Consider the following 18,997-nt stretch of genomic DNA (forward strand, 5'->3'; position numbering starts at 1 on the left):
ATCAACGCTCCACAACAGGCACAGTCACCCCCTTGCTAACCGAAGTACCGCCGGGGTTTTCCAGGGTGACCCGAAGAGAAACCTGCTCAGAGGTTGAAGTCGGCGACCAGGAGTGCGAGTACTTGCCCTGATTGTCGGTGCTTGATTCCTGGCTTGGCTGTCCATTTCTGGAAACGAAGACTTTCCTGTTCGCCATAGGCTGGCGGGACCGCGTTGCCACAATCAGCGCGGTCATTGTGGTGTACGTGTTAACGAGCACCGGACTGATCGAAGCTGTCACAGACTCGATATCTGCATGGTCAGGAGAATCAAGCGGATCAAGAACCTCATAATTCAAAGTCCTGGATCCGCCAGATGTCTCCTGGACATAGGCAGCCAACTGATGCAAACCAATTTGCGCAGGCATCTCTTGCATCACTGCCAGTCCATTTTCATTGGTCATGGAGGTGCGCGACTGCGAAGTCGGGAAACGCCAAACCACCGGTACGTCTGGTGCAACTCCCCCGTGTCGCTCATAGCGCACTCGGGCCTGTGCTGTCATGGTCTCACCCAGCCAAAATCTGGTTTTGTCACTGGCCAGCTCTGCAACGACCAACTCATCCGGCGGGGCTGACAGTATCAGCGACTTCACATTGCTACCGGCCAGACCGCTTCGAACCGAAGCGATCAATCGGGTTTCACCTGGCACCCTCCAGAACTCGATCGTTGCCTTGCCTTGAGCATCGGTGAATGTCGAAGATAATGTTTGTTGGCCCTGCCGCCAGCCCACCTCAATCCCTGACAGCGCCTTCCCGCTGAGAGCCGAAACAACGAAAACATGCGCCGACACTTTTTGCCCAGGATTTCCGCTCGGAACATCAACGACCAACTCTTCAATCCGGCACGGTTCGCTCATTGAATAACGAAAGTTGACTGACGACGAATCAGCGCCGCCCTCAACAGTAGCGGCAATGATACCGGGCCCCGCTACTTCGGGAACAAAGCTGATCCGAGCGATACCCCGATAGTCGGTGAAAGTCACCCTCGTTTCCTGCTCCGATAACTCCCACCGGATCGGTAAACCTCTCATGGCCTTTCCGGTCAACACATCGGTTACGGTGACTTTAGCGTTCACTGTTGCTCCCCAATCAACGACCTCAAGAACACTACTGGTCGAGGTAATCCGGGCGACAAGGGCTCGCCTTCCCAAAGACAGGGGCTGAACAGGAGAACGTTCCAGCAAGCGAAAGGCAGCCAACTGCAAAGACACACTGGCGTCCTTCACATCTCCATCCTTGAGCTCAAAATCCAGCCCCCGCTCATCCAGCGTGTGGAATTCACCCAACACCCGATTGAATTCGAGCCCGACCTCACTCCGGCCGGGATTAACCAGACCCAGCGCTAACTTTTGATCAAGCAAGGGGCTGCCATCCCTCGCAAAAAGACGGAAACCGAAGGCCTCACCGCGTCTCGGAAACAACGCGTTGGCTGCCCACACATACCGCTGTGAAGCGCTCACGGAAACATCCGGATCCAGATCCAGATCCAGCCAGGGATCCGTTGCCAGGGCAGTGAGCTGCGCCCGGGTTTCCGCCGTTGACCCATCGTAAGGATTCGAAGCAACAGCAGTAATGAAGCTTATACCGGCCTGACTCGGCAGGGCATCGTGCCGTGCCCAGCCATCGGCATCTGTCCGTAAAGAAACCGGCCCGGCACTCCCGGTCCGCACCGCGATTTCTGCCCCCTTGACCGGCTGATCATTGAACGCCGAGCCCAAGCGAAACTCGACCCGGGCACGCTCGCCCTTGCTCATGACAGGATCAATGGCAGGACCGCGCGTGGCCAGAATCTTGAGTTTGTTATGGCCCAACTTCAATTGAGTCTGCGCCGTCAGCGACTCTCCATCGATCATGATGGAAGCGGTCTGAGTCATCTCGAAATCGGCTGTGCTGTTGGTGAAGTCCAGTTGCCTGCGCGCACCACCCGCCGTCATGACGACATCCTCAGTAAGTGGTGGGTTGACCTCCATTCCCGGTGCCAAGGGTGTGATGGCCATTTTCACAGGCAGCCCATGCAGTGCGCTGATCCCATATGGCATATACATCGACTGGTGAGACGTCCACAGGCAGGGATACAACCTGTCGTTACCCGGTTCAGCTGAAACATGATCAAGCATCGCCCGGACCTCACTGGCGAGATCGGCGGCCAGCAGCCGCAAGGGAAACTCGCACTTTTCCGGCAAATGGGAACTGCTGAACGCCAATGTCGAGAACCCGCTGAGATCGGTGCCCGAGGTGATCTTCCACTCAAGGCCGGAAATAGTCATGACCCGAGGAACATCGACTTGCGGGTCCAGCTGAAACCCCGGTAAAGAGGGCGTATTTGCATTCCAGTGCAGTGCAATCGACTTGCCGATAAAGCTGCTGTTCGTTACGGGATCAATCCTCAGCTTGTGCGCTCTGCCACGCCGACAGACCACACCCTGAATCAGTCGATCAATCGGTTTCCCGTCCAAAGAGAAGTTGACCTGCCCTTTCCATGCGCTGGTGGGCAAAGCTTTGACGGCGAATGAATGTTCATCCACTGGCGCGTCTTCGTGGCGCTGTACCCGCGCGACGATATTCTGATCACCGGCATTGGCGGGCAAGTAATCCACGCTTGCCCAGCCATCCACGCCCGTGAGGGATGTGACTGTACCCTTCGGTGTTTCAAACTCGACTTTTACGTTACTGACAGGCTGTCTGTCGCCCTTTTGCACATTCACCATGCAGGTGACGATTTCGCTTTCGTCCACCATCGGCAACTTGTTCGGCCCCCAGGTCTTGCCGATCTCGACTCTGTTGTAAGCCAGCGACAGGGCATTGCCTGGCGATAAATGCTGCAACCTGGAACAACCGAGAACCCAGTCAAACAGGCCGTCGCGCTTGTCCTCGAAGGTCGTTGTCCAGAGGACTGTACCGTCAACTACAGGCGCAGGAGCCCCGAAGCTCGGTCGAGCGGTTGCTCCGACGTCCTCTTGAGAATCACCATTTGCCCAGATCAGGAAAAAGTCGGCGGCACTCAGAGGATGCTCCGCAGGAATATCCAGATTGACAGGGAATGACTCACCGCGCTCCGGATAGCGGGTTTTCTCCCCCCAGACGGCCGGTGCCCCGCCATCGAACCGAGCCTGTAAGGTTTTGAACGGATCGATAGCAAACGCCTGAACCTCGAAGGTATGCGTCGCTTCGCCATCGTCGGACATAAGGCTGGGAACCGAGGCGGTAACCCTGCTCCCCCCCTCCTCGGTTGGCGTGTACCGATACGCCGCACGACCTTGAGCATCGGTGGGTGCCCGGAGCAGAACCTTCCCCGCCTTACCCTCTACCCGCCAGACCACCTCACTCGCTACAGGTGCGTGGGTATAGAAGGATCTGACCTGAACCTGCAGCTCCACCGATTGGTTGTACTCGATGACCGGGTACGTCTCGGCCTGTTTGAGCGCGAGCAGTTCCAAGAGATGATGCCCCCAGGAAACCAACAGCGAATACGCTGGCGCCGAGTATTTGCTGTAAATTTTCGCCTCCAGTTCACGAGGCGCCTCGCCTGACATGTCTGGAGAATCCAGTAACCAGTCCAGATTGATGAGTTGAGATTTTCCCAACTCGGGTGCAGTGGTAATGGCCTCCTGCGGGTTATTTATAAACCACAGACTGGCTTCGAGGTTTTTCCAGACACTCTGCGGATCAACCGCAAAAGAAACCCTGTGACGTTGATCCCCGGTAGCGCCCAGGCAGATCGGCAAGACGTTGCCCGCGTCGAAACGTTTGCCATCATTGAAAACGGCCAACAGCCCCAGCGCCAGAAGATTCAGCTTTATCTCTATCCCGGTCAGACGAATTTCCACAGAGCTGGGTTCGCCCACAGCCCTTGCCGGGCTGATCATATTGATCTCCAGTTCAGTTCCAGGTTGCAATCCCAGGCTGTCCGGCAAATCCTTGCGCATCTCGGTCAGTTCAACCGCCAAAGGATCGGCACCCTGCACTTTTGTCTTCGCTGGCAATTCTATTTCGAACTTTTCGTCACTCCCCCTTTTATTGACTACGACCAGCCCGGGCGATGACAAATAGGTGTTCTCGTAGAGAAAACGCAGGCTATAACGAGCCTCCGCCTGCTGTCCGATCGGCACGATCATCCTTTGCCGAACCGCCGCGCGGTTAGTCAACGTCATGATCGATACGATGTCGTCTCCCCATTTGTCGTCCCGGATACCGACACCGCCCGGATTGGCCACATCCTCCCAGTGGTCATAGCCCTCTGTCATGTCGCCGTTCATCACGAAGTTGTGATCCGTGTCGATGCCTCTTTCGCTCATGATTGCGTCCCCTTGGCCTCGACCTTGCGCTCAGCCTCGTTCACCAGTTCCTGTACCTTTCTGGAAAAAGCCAGATCCCCGACCTTGGCGGTATAGAACACCTTGATCACGATATCGGTCAGCGATAACAGCATCGGCTTTTGCTTCACATGCCAGGGAAATACGATCCGCCAGCGCGACACGGCACCGGTGTTTTCGAACGGCAGCGTCATGCCTTCGTCAGCTCTGAGAGAAACCACACCGGTATCATCCAGCCCGGAGGACAGGGAAACCTGCTGCCCACTGCTCAGGTTGATCAGCACATCGACAGGCGCAACGCCTTCACCGGAGTGCAGATATTCCAAAGACTCGTTCGACGGTTTTGTGGCGATATAGCTACCGACCTGGATCAGGTTCGCCACCACATTTTCGAAGGGCCCGATGAGCACCGGCAGACTGAGTTCAACGCGAGAAATCTGACGGCAGTAATGATCGTGGTAGTCGCGATCGAACAGCAGCTGAATCAGCTCGAAATCCAGTGTGCCCGTTGCCAGCAAGTGCTCCAGCGCATCAGTCCAGTTGTCAAAACCCTTTGGCCGGGTCGCCGGATCATTGAACAGGCGTTGTAGCGAAACGGTCTTGACGATCTCCTGGCGTCGCTCATTGCGTTGCAGATATTCCGACCGCATTCGCAACAAACCGGCCTGCAATGTCGCGCCAGCCGTCAAGCCGCGCCGCTGGTCGCGCCAGACATCGGTGTTCAGTTGATAGGCATCGAACTCACAGGTTTCCGCCCGCAAGGCTGTCTGGGCACTCCGGCACAGAGCAACAGCGGCGTCATACGCCTGAAAGTGCAAGGTCTGCAGTTGCCCCATCAACCACTGGTAAAGCTCCAGATTGGTCGCCCGGGTCTGCAGGAACTCGAACAGTCTGAGCGCCTGGTTATTCGCGGCAAGGGTGTGTTCCAGATTGATCCTTGCTGCATTGATGGCCCGTTCCTGACCTGCAATCTGGGCACTGATCGCATTCTTTTCAGTATTGGCCTGATTACGCAGCAACCACCAATCCTCTCGGCGACGACGATAGCTTTCGGAGGTGGCCGTCTTGTCGGCATTGGCGCGCTGCACGTCTGCGGCCATCCGAAAACCAAATCCCACGGCACTGACCAGATAAGCCGGCTCATGATTGCCATTGGACAATCCAAAGATCTTGGGGAACGCATGGATTACCGCTGCCCCCATCTCAAAGCCAGTGGCCAGAGAAGCGAGGCCCGAAGCGGCTTCAACATGCTCCATGACTTTGAACTCATCGGGAGAAATGTGCTTGTCGTACAGATCGGCGTAGTGCAGCTCACGCTCTTCGGCCATGGTTCTGCTGTGCTGCAACGCCGTAAGGCCCTCGACCTCACGTGCTATGGATTCTTCCTGTGCCCGACGAGCGAATTCGCCAAGCTCAGTCAAATGGCGTTGCTGCAACGTCTCCTGCTGGACACGATCCTGCTGCTCAAGCAGACGCTGTACTTCGTTCCCCAGCTCCTGCAGGTACTGCACCATCTGCAACGCTGCATTGAACAGTACGTCCCAGCGATAGACCGCCACTCGCAACTGTCCACCCATCGGTCGCACCGGTCCCGCGTTACCGGCTGCCAGGCGATTCAACAACTCACTTGGATCCATGGCGGTAAAAAGAGGGATGGATGCAAGCTTGCCGTCGATTGTCCGACCATGGCGAATGTTGTCGATACGCTGATCAGGCAGGTCAAAGAACGTCAGCAAACGCGGGCTGACCGGTATATTGAAAGAACGCGTACCGTACACACCCAAATGCTGAGTACGCGCAGCCCTGACCGGTAAATCCTCTGTTCGCAGCTGCAATGTCGTTTCAAATTCCGCGAGGGCCGGTCGGGTCTGCATCTCTCCCACAAGTTCACCAAGCTCCTTTGCAACCCAGCGATTGACGCTACGGGTATCCGGCCTGGCCCCCATCATCGATCGGGCCCGGACATACTGCAGCTTGGCGGCCGTCAGGCTGTCGCGCGTCATTTGGCGATAGAGCCAGTCGCCCCAGGCGATGAGGTTGTTCACGTAGTCGAGGAAAATCACGATCTGGTAATGCCGGGGCGATGAATAGGCAATAGCATCCGGATCCCCCGGTGCGAAGACTTCATGGGCGATGTCGGGCTTTTTCACGTCCAGAGGCCGGCAATGCCAGTATTGCGGTCTTGCCGGGATATCACCCTGCGCCGGTTTAGCGGGCAACTGCGGCTCGAATATGAAATGCAGCCAGCGCTGGGCCGCTTCAAAACGGTTCTCGTCACGCAGCCGGGCGGCAATCAGATGTGGCAAGTGAAAAAACAGCTCCCAGAAAAACAGACCGTTGGCACCATCGAACGGACCGTTCGGCTCGACCTGGCTTTCGGGCAAAGGCGGCTCCTTCGGAAACTGCGTCGCCCAGTCCAGCAACGCGCCGATCGATACACTGGAGCGCAACACCAGTTCGTGACCGATCAATGTATTGAGCCGGACGTATTTCAACTTCAAAACGTTTGCCGGTTGATTGAAGGCCAGAAACTGGGCGCCCTGCGCATCGGTGTCATGGATATACGGCAGAGGTCCATGATCACCGAGCGTGGCGGGGACCGTCAGGACGAGGGTTCGCTCACCGTTGTCTGCGGCGCCTGCCAGCATCACGGTGATCGTGCTGCTGTTGAACGCCGACCGTTTGATTTCCAGCCATTTCGTTGCCCATCCGCCGGAACTCGAGTAACTGGCAGTAACTGGGTTCGGGTCATCACCGGTGGTGAATTTGACTTTCAGCGTGAACTCAACGTTCGTGCCATCGCCACGTGAGACATGAGCACAATACCCCTGAACCCAGAGCGAGTGCTCAGCAGCGCTGTTACGCACGATATAAGCCTTGATCCCCAGGTACTCAACCAGCGTGCCGGGCTTGGTGATCTGGCTGTCAACGGACGGAAACAGCTTCGGCTGCATCTTTTGCTGAAGCCTATGGAGATCGACAAACAGGTGATAGGCCAGGTAATCCATGACCGCCGTTTCATCCTTCACTTTGCGAAACAGCGAGTCACGGGTTTCGTAGATCGCGACAGACAGCGCTGACGACGTAGCGATTTTGGGCTGGGCATTGGTGACATGCACCGCCAGCCTGCCCTTTGGATACAAGGTATCGATCTCGTCGCGCAAAATCACCGCGACCAACCGGCAACCCTTCGAAACGTCCTTGTCCGTCTGCAGCAGATGCAAGCGGATGGGTGGCGACCAACTGTCGTCCAGCGCGATGAACGCCACCATGACTTCCAGCTCATGGAGGCTTTGCAGTTGACCCGCATTATCGAAAACGCCCGGGCGCCATTGGACCCAGACCATGCAAGGCCGGCCTTCCCAATAGACCATGCGACAGTCCAGCACGGTGTCATCGGTGGGGATGTCGGCAGACTTCCACTCTTGCCATGCCGTCGGGTTGACCGATGTCGAGTCGACGGCGAGTTCGATGTTTGCTTCACGCCAGAACCAGCTGAAAGGTGCAACACGTTGCCTGCCCACCAGGTAATAACGCGTGTCCAGCGGATTGGACCCATCCAGATAACCGGTCTTGACGTTCAGATTGCACGTTTCTTCAAAGCTGCGCAGGTAGCGCTGAGCGCCCTTGAGCACCGAATCGTCAGTGATCGAGGTCTGATTCACATAACTCTCAAGAGCCCTGAACAAACCGGTTTTGCGGATGCGCACATAAGGCGTGATGTAATCCTCAGGTGTGCACAACAGCAGCATGCTTGCCGACCACGACCCGTAACGGCTGGCGAGATCCCACTCTTGCAGAAGGCCAGGATCGAACTCCCGCCCGTCGTACCCCGGTTCAAATTTCTGCAACACCGCAAAAAGGTAGGACTGCAAACAGCTCCTGGCCTCCGCCACCCACGAGGTTTCAATTTCGTCGCTGTCCAGCGGATCGGAGCGCAGCCATTCCCAAAGGTCATCCGCCGATTGGGTATTCATCGGAAAGGGATGACCGGCCTTGTCATGTTTTGCGTGAAGACAGAAATCAATCAACGCATTGCGACGCAGGGCTGACAGCTCACCTGAAGTTTTGTTGAGCATCACCATCTCCTGTCACTGTTTGCGTTGCTTGCGGGGCGCCGGTACTCGCCGGCGCGCGGGAAGGGCTTCGACAAACTTCACATTGCGAAACGTAACGGCCGTCGAATTTTCAGCCGCCGCATTAACCTTCACGGTAAGCGGTTCGGCACTGGTGAATGTCACCTCGGTGCCTCCTTGCCGGTCAGTCACAGTCTTGATCTCACCCTGAGACAGCGGATCGAGTTTCCAGCTCACCGAGGCGCCTGCGATGGGGTTGTCGTAGTCGTCCAGGACAATGGCGCGGTAGGTCACCGGCGTTCCGATCAGCACGGTGCTGTCGGGCACGGGGAAAGGGTTTTGGGCTCTCAAATGGAGTGTGGCCATATCCGGCCCGATTTCGATCCTCGGTGCGGCCGTCTCCTCACCCAGATCCAGCCTGAAAACGGGAGTGACGCTGCCCATCCGGCTGTCCGGGAAAAACTTCACCGTCGCCGTGCCGTTGACGTCGGTGGTGATCATTGAAGTTTCAAACCGGCCCAGCGTGGTGGCGCAATGAACATTGACGTTCAATCGCGCCTGGCCTTCGCGGTTCTTTACCGTTACGGTAAATTCGGCAAAATCGTCCGGTTTGTTAGCGATCAACCTGACGGGGTCGGGCACCGTCGTCCAGCGCACGATCACGTCCAGCCCCACGGCCATGACGTCGTCAGCGTAAATCGGTTCGGTCGTGGTCGTCAGGCTGGCTCTGACAAGGTCTGCGACGTGCTCATAGTCGGCATATTCGCTGTCCGGTGGCAGCTTCCCGAGCTTGAGGAGTGTCCTGGCACTCTGACCGGTCTTTTGGGCAAACAAGCGAATGCGTGTCAGCACATCGAGCTGTTGCAGGGTCACGACCAAGCCTTTCGACGGATTCACATGGGCAGCGCAGATGCGCACCTCATCCACGCTCCAGTTGAACAGCTCGGCGAGCCACTTCGCGGCTCGCTCCTGGACCAGCTCAAGCCCGTGATTGCTCAGGTTGGCCGGCAGCGCGTTAACGCGGCGCAGATAGTCAACCAGCCTCGTTTCCGGCTGATCGCTCATGCCCAGGGCACGTTTGTAGACTGTCAGGTAATACAACGCTGAAAGCTCGAATGCGTCGACCGAGTGCAGACCGAACCATTCGCGATACCCGTTCGCGATGAAGTGAGTGAGAAATTCACCGCTGAGTTCCAGCCTCGCGACCACGGCGCTGCGTCTCGAGAACTCGGCCAACACCTGCAGAACAGGATCGCTCGACGGGTCTTCCCGCCGCAGCACAGTAGCGCTGTCCTTGGAGGCTTGCGGCAATCCGAGCACCTGAGCCAATACGAAATGCACATTTGCGCCGGACCAGCCAAGCACCTGCAGAACCAGATCCGGCTTCAGACCGCTATAAGCAGCCAACCCCTCCTGAACCATACTGTTCTGACTGGCGCGGCAACGCAGCACCACCGCCAGAATCAGCGCCACCAGACCTGTATCGAGGCTCCCCGTCTCCAACACCACGGCCCGCTCCGTCATTTCCCGGGCGTGGGCTTCGTAGGTCTGATCCGCTGATTCAACAAAATCACGAATCAGTCCCTGTTCGTCAACCAACGCCCTCAACGCCCGCAGCCACTGGCGATTGTTCGACAAGGGCTCGATACCGGCCATTTTCAGTACATCTTCCGTCACCCGAGCCACCGGGACCTGCCGACGCCATTGATCAAACAGCGAGAGTTGTCTTTCATCGGGCCGGCTCGGTGGCCAGGCTGTTGCTTGTTGCACCACCCAGTGCACCGGCAACTGCGCGGTCCGGGCCCATTGCACGCCATCCATCAAGGCATGCATCACACTCAGTACGTCCGGCTTATCAGCTGATTGTTGGTTGTTGATCTGCGGCACACCGGCCAGTGCGTTCACCCAGACCTGACCTCCCGTCAGATTCAACAACAGGACCGCCTCGATCGGAGTAATCCCCAGTAACCGGGGCAGCCTGACCATGCGATAAAAACCGGACACGATCGGCAAGCTGCACTTGAGCTCAGCCAGGCCGTGAGCGGCGGCAATCAGGTTGGCGAGGTAAAAATAGGTTTCCAGATCAATACCCAGGCCTGCGCACAATTGCTTGACCGTAATCAGGTCGGCAGCGGTCACGGGAATCACCGGGAAGGATCGGTCATCAAGTACCAAAGGACGAGAACCGGTGGCACCACTGTTGAAAACTCGATCGTATTGGGCACGCTCCGTGCCGCGCCCGAAAACGCAAAGCGGCCCGATAAAGGCGGCGAAGTCTTCTGCGGTGCATCCAAAGACCTCCCGCAGTGCCTGGAACAGCCCGAGAGCTCGCAGAGTATTGCTTGTGATCCAGTAGCGAGAGGGGGTCGGCGGGGGCACTTCAGCGAGCATTGCCGCAACGATCAGTCGATCGGTTTCGTCACTGGCCAACCGCAACCAGTCAGTCAGTCGCAATATACGATTGGCGCGACCAACCCGCTCGGAATGGTCGGGCTCGTCGGGCTCGTCGGGCCTCCCCATATTCTCGAAACGATTGAGAAGGCCCGAGTCCGTTTTGACAATGGTAATGGACGGGGTCTTTGCCTCATGAACAAAGACAGACCCATGGTCCTTGCCTGTAACAGGGCCCGTGACGACACCCGGCGCATTTTCGGATAGGAAGGGAGTGAAACCTTCAATCGAAAGCAATGCCTCAAGCGCCGGCGTATCCAGTTTCATTCTTTCATTGAAAACGGAGACGAGCCTCAGATTGCCAACCGAAATGTCCTTCAGACCGAGGTATTTCAGATAGAACTCGTCCGCCCCGGCCGGAAAATGACTCGCCTCGGTCAGGATTGTCCGCTGTGATGGACTCAACCGTGCAGCTTGAACGAGGGCGACATCCGACTTGTCGCTCCACGGTGCCGAACGAAGAAAGTACGGATACTGCAAATCGCACAGACGCACCACGCTGCCCACCGATTCGCCATGTCCCTTCAGTACATGATCGAGCGTAACCCAGGGCCAGTGAAAGGGCAGTTCCCGAGGAAAGGCCTTCTGGTTCAACGCCTCATCGAGGTTTTGAATGGGCCCCAGCGTGGCGGTGATGAAGTGCTCCATGATGTGGCTGATCACTTCCACCGACGACACTGCACCATGGACGGCCTTGACATCGATCAGCAGTTTTTCGAGATCCGTACGCCGGCCGACCAGCGGAAGGTCCTTGCCATCGGTTTCCCCCAGCCGATGCAATGCCCAATGCAACAGGGCTGTCAGATGCGCCGCAGGCGAATGAATGGCTTCGATCGCATCCGGCGGGCATAACGCGTCGAAGTTCGGCTTGAACAACAAGGCGTAAGTCGGACCGTTATTGAGCCCCGAACGCGCAACAGCTCTGGCATCTCTGGCAGTCAACTGGTGCTCGATGAACTGCCGCAATACCACGGTCGACAGCACATTGAGGCGCTGCTGGAACTCTCCGGCCTGCTGCCGGCTCAGGCCATAGTCGTGCATCAATCCGTCGACGCCTTTCTGCGCCAGTATGGCAACCGATCCCCCCGCCTTGAAAAAACGTGTCAGAGCCGTCGTGGACGAGCGCTTGGGTTTACCGACCGCTTGAGTGAACATCTTCTGAGCGATCTGAGCGGGAGAGCGGTACATGTGGATGCTCCTGGGTCTGAAACGACTTCCAGTAAAGGAACGGCGCCTTTCGCATGGTGCCTGCAAAGGATTTGGCGTCATCGAGCGGATGGCGTCTACTGTCAGAACTGACAGTAGACTTGACCCTTGGTCGGATTAAGCCTGACTTGGCGGTTCGTCAGGCGGCGCGACATCGAATCGCTTGCTGTCCGCTGGCATGGAATGTTTTCCACCCACGACCTGAACGGCACAGGCCCATTGCGGGCCAGCAGGCAGATTTCGCTCCGATATTCCGGCCCAACGTCCGCCGTTGGTCACAAGAGACTTGGCATGTTTATCCTCGGAGTCATACCAGGCGACCACATCAACCTTCGGACCCGCCAGAGCACCGCCTGCGAATCTGGGCGTTGCTCCCTCCCACTTGCCCTCCGACGGTTCGTTGAATGTGGGTGGGGGCGCAAGGCGCTGCAGGGGTCTTGCCTCGGACCAACCGGAGTGGAACTCACCCTTGCGCTGCTCGGTGACGAGTGAAAGGTCAGTGCCGGTCCCTGGGATTTCGATCCAGCAAAACCATGTCCTGTCCTCATGGACCTTGGCCCGCCCCAGCTCCGTACCGCCCGGCAAAGCAACCACGACGTCATCTTCCGGGTATCCGAACCCGCAAATCGGCGCAGCCTGTCCGACAGCCTCATCAATACCTGGCGTTTCAATGAGTGCCTTGTCGGGAACGATCGTGACCTGCACATCCTGGCTGAGTGGCGACTCCTGATCCTTGAAATACTGCCTGGCTTTCAGTACGCATGGCCCCACTGGCCGTGTGAAATTCTGTTTGAAATATCCATCGCCAAAATGCGGATAAATACGATGGGGAACGTCGTCGAGATACACATCGACCTCAGTCCGATCGGATCCTTTCCCTGCTCTGGCATAACCTTCGACCGTGAATGTACGGGGGACCGATGTTCTTGTTGTTGGAAAGTCGATCCTTGGCGCATACAAAACCACTTTGAAAGCGACCGAAGTGCTGGGCAGCGATTGCAAGTCACCCAGCACTTGGATGGCGAAAACGGTGTGGGTCAGGTAGCCGAGCTCCTTGAGCTGTACCGACCAGGCATTCCCTGTTGCGAGCGTCTCTCCCAACCGGTCGAGGGTCACGAAATCGAAAACGATGATCGTGAAACCGTCGATCCCGCCGGTGCCGTGCAATACCGGCAAATGATCCGTTTCCCCTCCGGGTGGCGGGGTAATCACCAGTACGCTCACCGCTATATCGAAGGACATGGACACCGGATTAGAGGTTTGCCCGCCGAAAGTCTGCGTGACCGTGACCGTGTGCCTGCCGGGTCGAAACGCCGTGGCGCGCTGAAAATCCCATTGCCCGTTCTTGTCCGTATCCGTAACCGGATAGGGGGTAGTATCGTCGCTGAACTTGATCGTCAGCACCGCTCCCGGCCAGCATTGGCCAGCAACCGTTGCAAACAAGCCGTTCGGGGTCACTTTTTCGATAACGGCAGGGGGGGCGGAGATGACCACCGAAACAGGCGGTTGAACCCTTTCTGATTGCAGCGTTGTGAACCACTGAATGGCCGTAACCTGATACGTACCAGGAGCCCAGCGTACGGTTGCTGTGCTGGACCAGGTCGTATCGGCGCGAACGTCTACGATTGGCACGATCGCAGAGTCGGCCCCGCTCAACCGAACCTCTACTCTGGATGCCGGTTGACCGGACCAGTTCCTGCCCGTGCCGAAGAAATTGGGAATGCCATCCGCGCTGACGCGAAAACTCAATGTCGGAGGAGGTACAGGCACCACGACCGTGGTGTTCTCCGGCGTCCAATCCGAATAGATCGGCTGCCCTGCACTGTCGGGCACACTTTGTCGACCACGGATCTCGGAAGTACCCGGCAACCAATCGGGAAAGAGCACCATCCAGGGAGAAGTTGCCACGGGAAAGGAGTGAAAAGGCGTCCCGTTGTTCGCAACGTGGAGATAGAACGTCGCGCCGATATGCCCGGTACCTCCGAGGGTCACTTTGCCCTGGGCATCGACCTGTACCGTCAGTTTGGTCGGTTGTGGGGGTCTTATTTTAAATGGTCGATAGTCGCTTCGATCGGAAGGCCCTCCCAAAGTCTGCTGGGCAGCAAGGCGGACTTCCCCGGGCGGAATGCTGGCCGGGATAACGACCGGTACACTCCAGTCATTCCCTGCTACCGATTGAAGAGTGCCAACCACCGCATCATTCAGATCGAGATGGATCCTCATGATGGCCCCGACCTCGCCCCCGGTTCCGCTGACGGTGAATGAACGGTTCTGTTCTGATTGGGCGGCGGGTTGGGTAATCAAAGGCAATCTGGGCAAAACGAAAACAGGCACCTTGTCGGACCATGTCGTTTCCCCGGCATAGTCCTGGCTTACATGAAAAGTGAACCGCCCTATGGGGAGCGGTGTGGTCAGCCGTATGCTCCACTGTCCGCCTTGGGCCGTTCCAGATCCATAGAGAATCACCCCACTATCAGCCTCGTAGACCTTGATTGTCGCTCCCGAATGGCCCTTACCATTGATCACCGGTTGACGCTCTCGCAGCGAGTCACCAGATTTTGGAGAGTCAATGGTGACAGCAGCCACCACCAGATTCACAGTGACACGGTTGGACTCGCCTGAAACAGAATTCCGGATAGTCTGTTTGGCGTAGTAAGTCAGCGTTTTAAGGCCGGGGGGAAAGGCGACAGAGGCAGTCCACCTTCCATCGGTCGCAATAACCGCAGTAGCGAGTTGAGCACCGCCATTGGCATTATGCAGGGTGATAGTTCCAGCGTTAGGTATGCCTCCCGTGCCGGTAACCGTGAATGGAGTCGTTGTCACATTCCCTGAGGGGCTTGTAATGACGGGCGTGGCGGGCTTGAAGGTGAGGACGATGTCCACATCCATTTCTACGTCTTCAACACCCGATCTGTCGTACTTGTACCAAAAATAAACAGTGGCGCTCCCGCTCGGTGAATTAATCCACCCGGTAGCTACCAGCGGATTCCACTGGCCGTTTTGATTACCTATATCATTCCAGCGTTGCTCCCAAGTGCTCTGACTGCTGGCTCTGACATATAAGTTGCCTTTTTTCTGTCCATTATCCTTGGCGTTATAATGTGATGTCCTGCACTTGAATTGACTCCCGTCCGCAGTAAATTCACTGAAAAATTCCAAACTGCACCAATAGGCAGTGCCTGCATAATTTCTGTAGGCTCGGATCTCCTGCCGCTCCTCCAAGATTTCATCTGACTTGATGAATGATGGCAACGTCGAATTACTCGTGTCTGGAACATCATTTTCAATGGCGCCTTCTTCATGATCTTCCATAACCTGCTCCTCGACGGGATGTGTACGACACGAGCTGACCGTTCTCATTAATGCCAATTCGGTCATGGCCGACACCTGTAAAATCTGACAGTCCCGACAAACGGTAACTCTTCCCACAACCCGCTCCGGCAGCGTCCTGCAAGTCGTAACAACGGGCTACGACGCCTTGTGCCATTGCCTACAAATCACTCAGAATCCGCCGGCTTGTGCGCCTTGGCGTTGCCCCGTAACTTGATCCCCGTCGCTGCCAATCAGCGGCCGGGTTTAGTCGCCCGGGGTCTTAGTACGTTGCGCATAAGCGTCATCAAGTCGGGTATTCCCTATCCCCGCACTCGATGGTGGCTGTTCGCAGGGCGCCCTCGGGCGCACCGGTACGTACTCCCGGTCGACTAACCTGCTTACAGCCGCCACCCTTTTCTCGTTTAGTCGCGAGCCAATGGTGGCCCTAACGACGAGTACGAAATACATGAAAAAGCCAGTTCCAAATCCCCCTTCGGACACCGATCCAACTGACCCGACCGATCAACCTGATCCGGTCTCCCCCTACGCCTCTATCGATTCAAAAAAACTCCACGACGCCGCCCACCGGGCCCTCGACTTCTACCTCAACCCCTCGCCCGAAAAACCGCGCAACTCCGTGGATCGCGGCATGCAGATGTTCAAGGTCGATCCCGAGATCAATTCCGAGGCGATTGCCATCCAGACCTACGAGACCTTTTCCTCGGTCAGCATTCTGCTGCTCGACTTGGCCGACAGCCTGGACGACAAGCCGCGGCATCTGGCGATGGCGATCTATCAGTTGAGCGAGATGGGGTTGCTGCTGGCGGAGAGGACGCTGGATAACGAACGGGCGATTGCGATAACCGCGTAAGAAAAAAGGGCCACAACCTGCGGCAGGTTGTGGCCCTTTTTGGTTTCAGGCCGAGGCAGGCAACGGCTGAAAACTGAAGTACTGCTTCAACGCCTCGACCAGTTGCCCATACTCGGGCGGCGTCCGGTACAGGCTGAAGCCGGCGTCGTAGTGCTGGGGAGTCGCGTCTTCGTGGCACCACAGGCAGCAAGCCGTCAGGTCGATGACCTGCTGGCAGCCCTCGCCCAGGGGAATTTTCAGGCGCAGATTGAATTCAGCACCGATCATCATCGGCAACTGGCTGATGAGCATCAAACCGTCTTCAGAGACGTTGCCCAGAAACCCGATGGGTTTGTCGGTGACGCTGTTGAACACTCGCAGAAAATACGGCAACTGGTGCCGTTCGATTCGACGGTCGGTAAACATGAGCGTATCGCCATGCCAGGCCCGAGGATTGGGCCGCACTGTGCTTCGGAACGAACCTGCCCGACAGGTCCGCTCTCCCCGCTTCCGGTGTGGCGCTTGCCACGTCGTCTCATGCCGGTCGCAGGTGTTGCGCCGGTACAGAGCGCATCTGCACCGGTGTCTGTGGACTATAGCTCACCTTGTACAGCCAGCCAGCTTTTGTATGACAACCGCCATCAAAAGCGAGTTGGACGTACCACGGCTGCTGCGCTGCGGGTTGGGTAGTGGCCCAGGCTCTGCAAGGTTTCCAGACGCGCGCGGGCGCGGTAGGCGTATTCGCTGTTGGGGTACGAGGCAATGATGAACTGATAGGTCTGCGCCGCATCGACAAACATTTTTTGCCGTTCCAGGCACTGGCCGCGCATCATCGACACTTCCGGCCACACGTAAGGGCGGGCACGGCTGGCGCGTTCGACCTTGGACAGTTCGAGCATCACCTGCTCGCAGTTGCCCCGGTCATAGGCGCTGTAGGCGTTGTTCAAATGATGGTTCATCGACCAACGGGTGCAGCCCGTGACGGCGAGGACGCTGAGGGCAAGGGCGGCAATGGGCACGAATCGCATGGGGGTTCTCCTGTCTTGTGCTCTGTATCGACCCCTCGTGAGAAATCTTCAGAGCCGTTTGCGCCGATTGTCGTGTTCAATAAAGAAAGTGATAAGTAGTGCAAACGAACAATGACTACACCCCAAGAGCATAGTAGCCTCTGCGAGCGCTTGAACCTGAGGAGTCTTTGCATGTCCGTCCGTCGTACCAAAATCGTCGCTACCCTTGGCCCGGCCAGTAACTCGCCGGAAGTTCTCGAACAGCTGATTCTGGCTGGCCTGGACGTCGCCCGTCTGAACTTCTCCCACGGCACCCCCGACGAGCACAAGGCTCGCGCGAAGCTGGTGCGTGACCTCGCTGCCAAGCACGGCCGCTTCGTCGCCCTGCTGGGTGACCTGCAAGGTCCGAAAATCCGTATCGCCAAATTCGCCAACAAGCGCATCGAGCTGAAGATCGGTGACAAGTTCACCTTCTCCACCAGCCATCCGCTGACCGAAGGCAACCAGCAGGTGGTCGGTATCGACTACCCGGACCTGGTCAAGGACTGCGGCGTGGGCGACGAGTTGCTGCTCGACGACGGCCGCGTGGTGATGCGCGTTGATACCGCAACCGCCACCGAACTGAACTGCACCGTGACCATCGGCGGTCCGCTGTCCGACCACAAAGGCATCAACCGTCGTGGTGGTGGCCTGACCGCGCCGGCCCTGACTGAAAAAGACAAGGCCGACATCAAGCTCGCCGCGGAAATGGAAGTCGACTACCTCGCCGTGTCCTTCCCGCGTGACGCCGCCGACATGAACTACGCCCGTCAACTGCGCGACGAAGCCGGCGGCACTGCCTGGCTGGTGGCGAAGATCGAACGCGCCGAAGCCGTGGCCGACGACGAAACCCTCGACGGCCTGATCAAGGCTTCCGACGCCGTGATGGTTGCCCGTGGTGACCTGGGTGTGGAAATCGGCGACGCCGAGCTGGTGGGCATCCAGAAGAAAATCATTCTGCACGCACGCCGCCACAACAAGGCTGTGATCGTGGCGACCCAGATGATGGAGTCGATGATCCAGAACCCGATGCCGACCCGCGCCGAAGTCTCCGACGTGGCCAACGCCGTGCTCGACTACACCGACGCCGTGATGCTGTCTGCCGAATCCGCTGCCGGCGCTTATCCGCTGGAAGCTGTGCAAGCCATGGCGCGCATCTGCGTCGGCGCTGAAAAGCACCCGACCAGCAAGACTTCCAGCCACCGCATCGGCAAGGAATTCGAGCGCTGCGACGAAAGCATCGCACTGGCGACCATGTACACCGCCAACCACTTCCCGGGCGTCAAGGCGATCATCGCGCTGACCGAAAGCGGCTACACCCCGCTGATCATGTCGCGTATCCGTTCGTCGGTGCCGATCTACTGCTTCACCCCGCACCGCGAAGCCCAGGCCCGCGCGGCGATGTTCCGTGGCGTGTACACCGTTCCGTTCGACCCGGCTTCGCTGGCACCGAACGAAGTCAGCCAGAAAGCCATCGACGAGCTGGTCAAGCGCGGCGTTGTGCAGAAGGGTGACTGGGTCATCCTGACCAAGGGCGACAGCTACCACACCACCGGCGGCACCAACGGCATGAAGATCCTGCACGTGGGCGACCCACAGGTCTGAGTGACCGGTTGCTGAAAACGAAAAGCCCCGCCATGTGAATGGCGGGGCTTTTTCGGTTTTGGTGTGTTGATCGTTCCCACACTCCGCGTGGGAATGCCTC

8 protein-coding genes are annotated in these 18,997 nt (G+C 57.6%); 2 read left to right on the forward strand and 6 right to left on the reverse strand.

From position 1 onward, the window contains the following. Nucleotide 1: 1 nt before the first annotated feature. The 4 genes from AC07VV_RS21840 to AC07VV_RS21855 form a co-directional block, all read right to left on the reverse strand. On the reverse strand, nucleotides 2-4,333 hold the full coding sequence (locus tag AC07VV_RS21840; protein ID WP_495037447.1) for a hypothetical protein: 4,332 nt from the start codon (nucleotides 4,331-4,333) through the stop codon (nucleotides 2-4). Then, a complete protein-coding gene (locus tag AC07VV_RS21845) occupies nucleotides 4,330-8,430 on the reverse strand; it encodes a Tc toxin subunit A-related protein (RefSeq protein ID WP_495037448.1) in 4,101 nt (1,366 codons plus the stop codon). The genes AC07VV_RS21840 and AC07VV_RS21845 overlap by 4 nt, the downstream gene beginning before the upstream one ends. 12 nt (nucleotides 8,431-8,442) lie before the next feature. Continuing rightward, entirely contained in the window at nucleotides 8,443-12,066 is a 3,624-nt protein-coding gene (locus tag AC07VV_RS21850; protein WP_495037449.1) for a Tc toxin subunit A, read from the reverse strand. A 135-nt stretch (nucleotides 12,067-12,201) separates the two neighbouring features. Continuing rightward, complete coding sequence (locus AC07VV_RS21855) at nucleotides 12,202-15,396, reverse strand: hypothetical protein (protein WP_495037450.1); 3,195 nt, start codon at nucleotides 15,394-15,396, stop codon at nucleotides 12,202-12,204. Between the two features lie 466 nt (nucleotides 15,397-15,862). Between AC07VV_RS21855 and AC07VV_RS21860 the strand changes: the two genes are divergently transcribed. Then, a complete protein-coding gene (locus AC07VV_RS21860; protein ID WP_495037451.1) occupies nucleotides 15,863-16,267 on the forward strand; it encodes a DUF6124 family protein in 405 nt (134 codons plus the stop codon). Between the two features lie 45 nt (nucleotides 16,268-16,312). On the opposite strand, the gene AC07VV_RS21865 is transcribed toward AC07VV_RS21860, so the two are convergent. Continuing rightward, nucleotides 16,313-16,672, reverse strand: a complete 360-nt coding sequence (locus AC07VV_RS21865; RefSeq protein ID WP_129973149.1) for a PilZ domain-containing protein — start codon at nucleotides 16,670-16,672, stop codon at nucleotides 16,313-16,315. 215 nt (nucleotides 16,673-16,887) lie between these two features. Continuing rightward, complete coding sequence (locus tag AC07VV_RS21870) at nucleotides 16,888-17,274, reverse strand: tetratricopeptide repeat protein (RefSeq protein WP_007951249.1); 387 nt, start codon at nucleotides 17,272-17,274, stop codon at nucleotides 16,888-16,890. Nucleotides 17,275-17,445: 171 nt separating this feature from the next. Here AC07VV_RS21870 and pyk point away from each other — a divergent pair, with 171 nt between their 5' ends. Beyond that, entirely contained in the window at nucleotides 17,446-18,897 is a 1,452-nt protein-coding gene (gene pyk / locus AC07VV_RS21875; protein ID WP_096818355.1) for a pyruvate kinase, read from the forward strand. The last annotated feature ends 100 nt before the right edge of the window (nucleotides 18,898-18,997 follow it).

It is taken from the genome of Pseudomonas sp. GW821-FHT02C04 (assembly GCF_059421845.1).

Coding starts and splice junctions, on each gene's coding strand:
- AC07VV_RS21840 (WP_495037447.1), bottom strand. CDS start 4,333: ATGAGCGAAAGAGGCATCGACACGGATCACAACTTCGTGATGAACGGC.
- AC07VV_RS21845 (WP_495037448.1), bottom strand. CDS start 8,430: ATGCTCAACAAAACTTCAGGTGAGCTGTCAGCCCTGCGTCGCAATGCG.
- AC07VV_RS21850 (WP_495037449.1), bottom strand. CDS start 12,066: ATGTACCGCTCTCCCGCTCAGATCGCTCAGAAGATGTTCACTCAAGCG.
- AC07VV_RS21855 (WP_495037450.1), bottom strand. CDS start 15,396: ATGGAAGATCATGAAGAAGGCGCCATTGAAAATGATGTTCCAGACACG.
- AC07VV_RS21860 (WP_495037451.1), top strand. CDS start 15,863: ATGAAAAAGCCAGTTCCAAATCCCCCTTCGGACACCGATCCAACTGAC.
- AC07VV_RS21865 (WP_129973149.1), bottom strand. CDS start 16,672: ATGTTTACCGACCGTCGAATCGAACGGCACCAGTTGCCGTATTTTCTG.
- AC07VV_RS21870 (WP_007951249.1), bottom strand. CDS start 17,274: ATGCGATTCGTGCCCATTGCCGCCCTTGCCCTCAGCGTCCTCGCCGTC.
- pyk (WP_096818355.1), top strand. CDS start 17,446: ATGTCCGTCCGTCGTACCAAAATCGTCGCTACCCTTGGCCCGGCCAGT.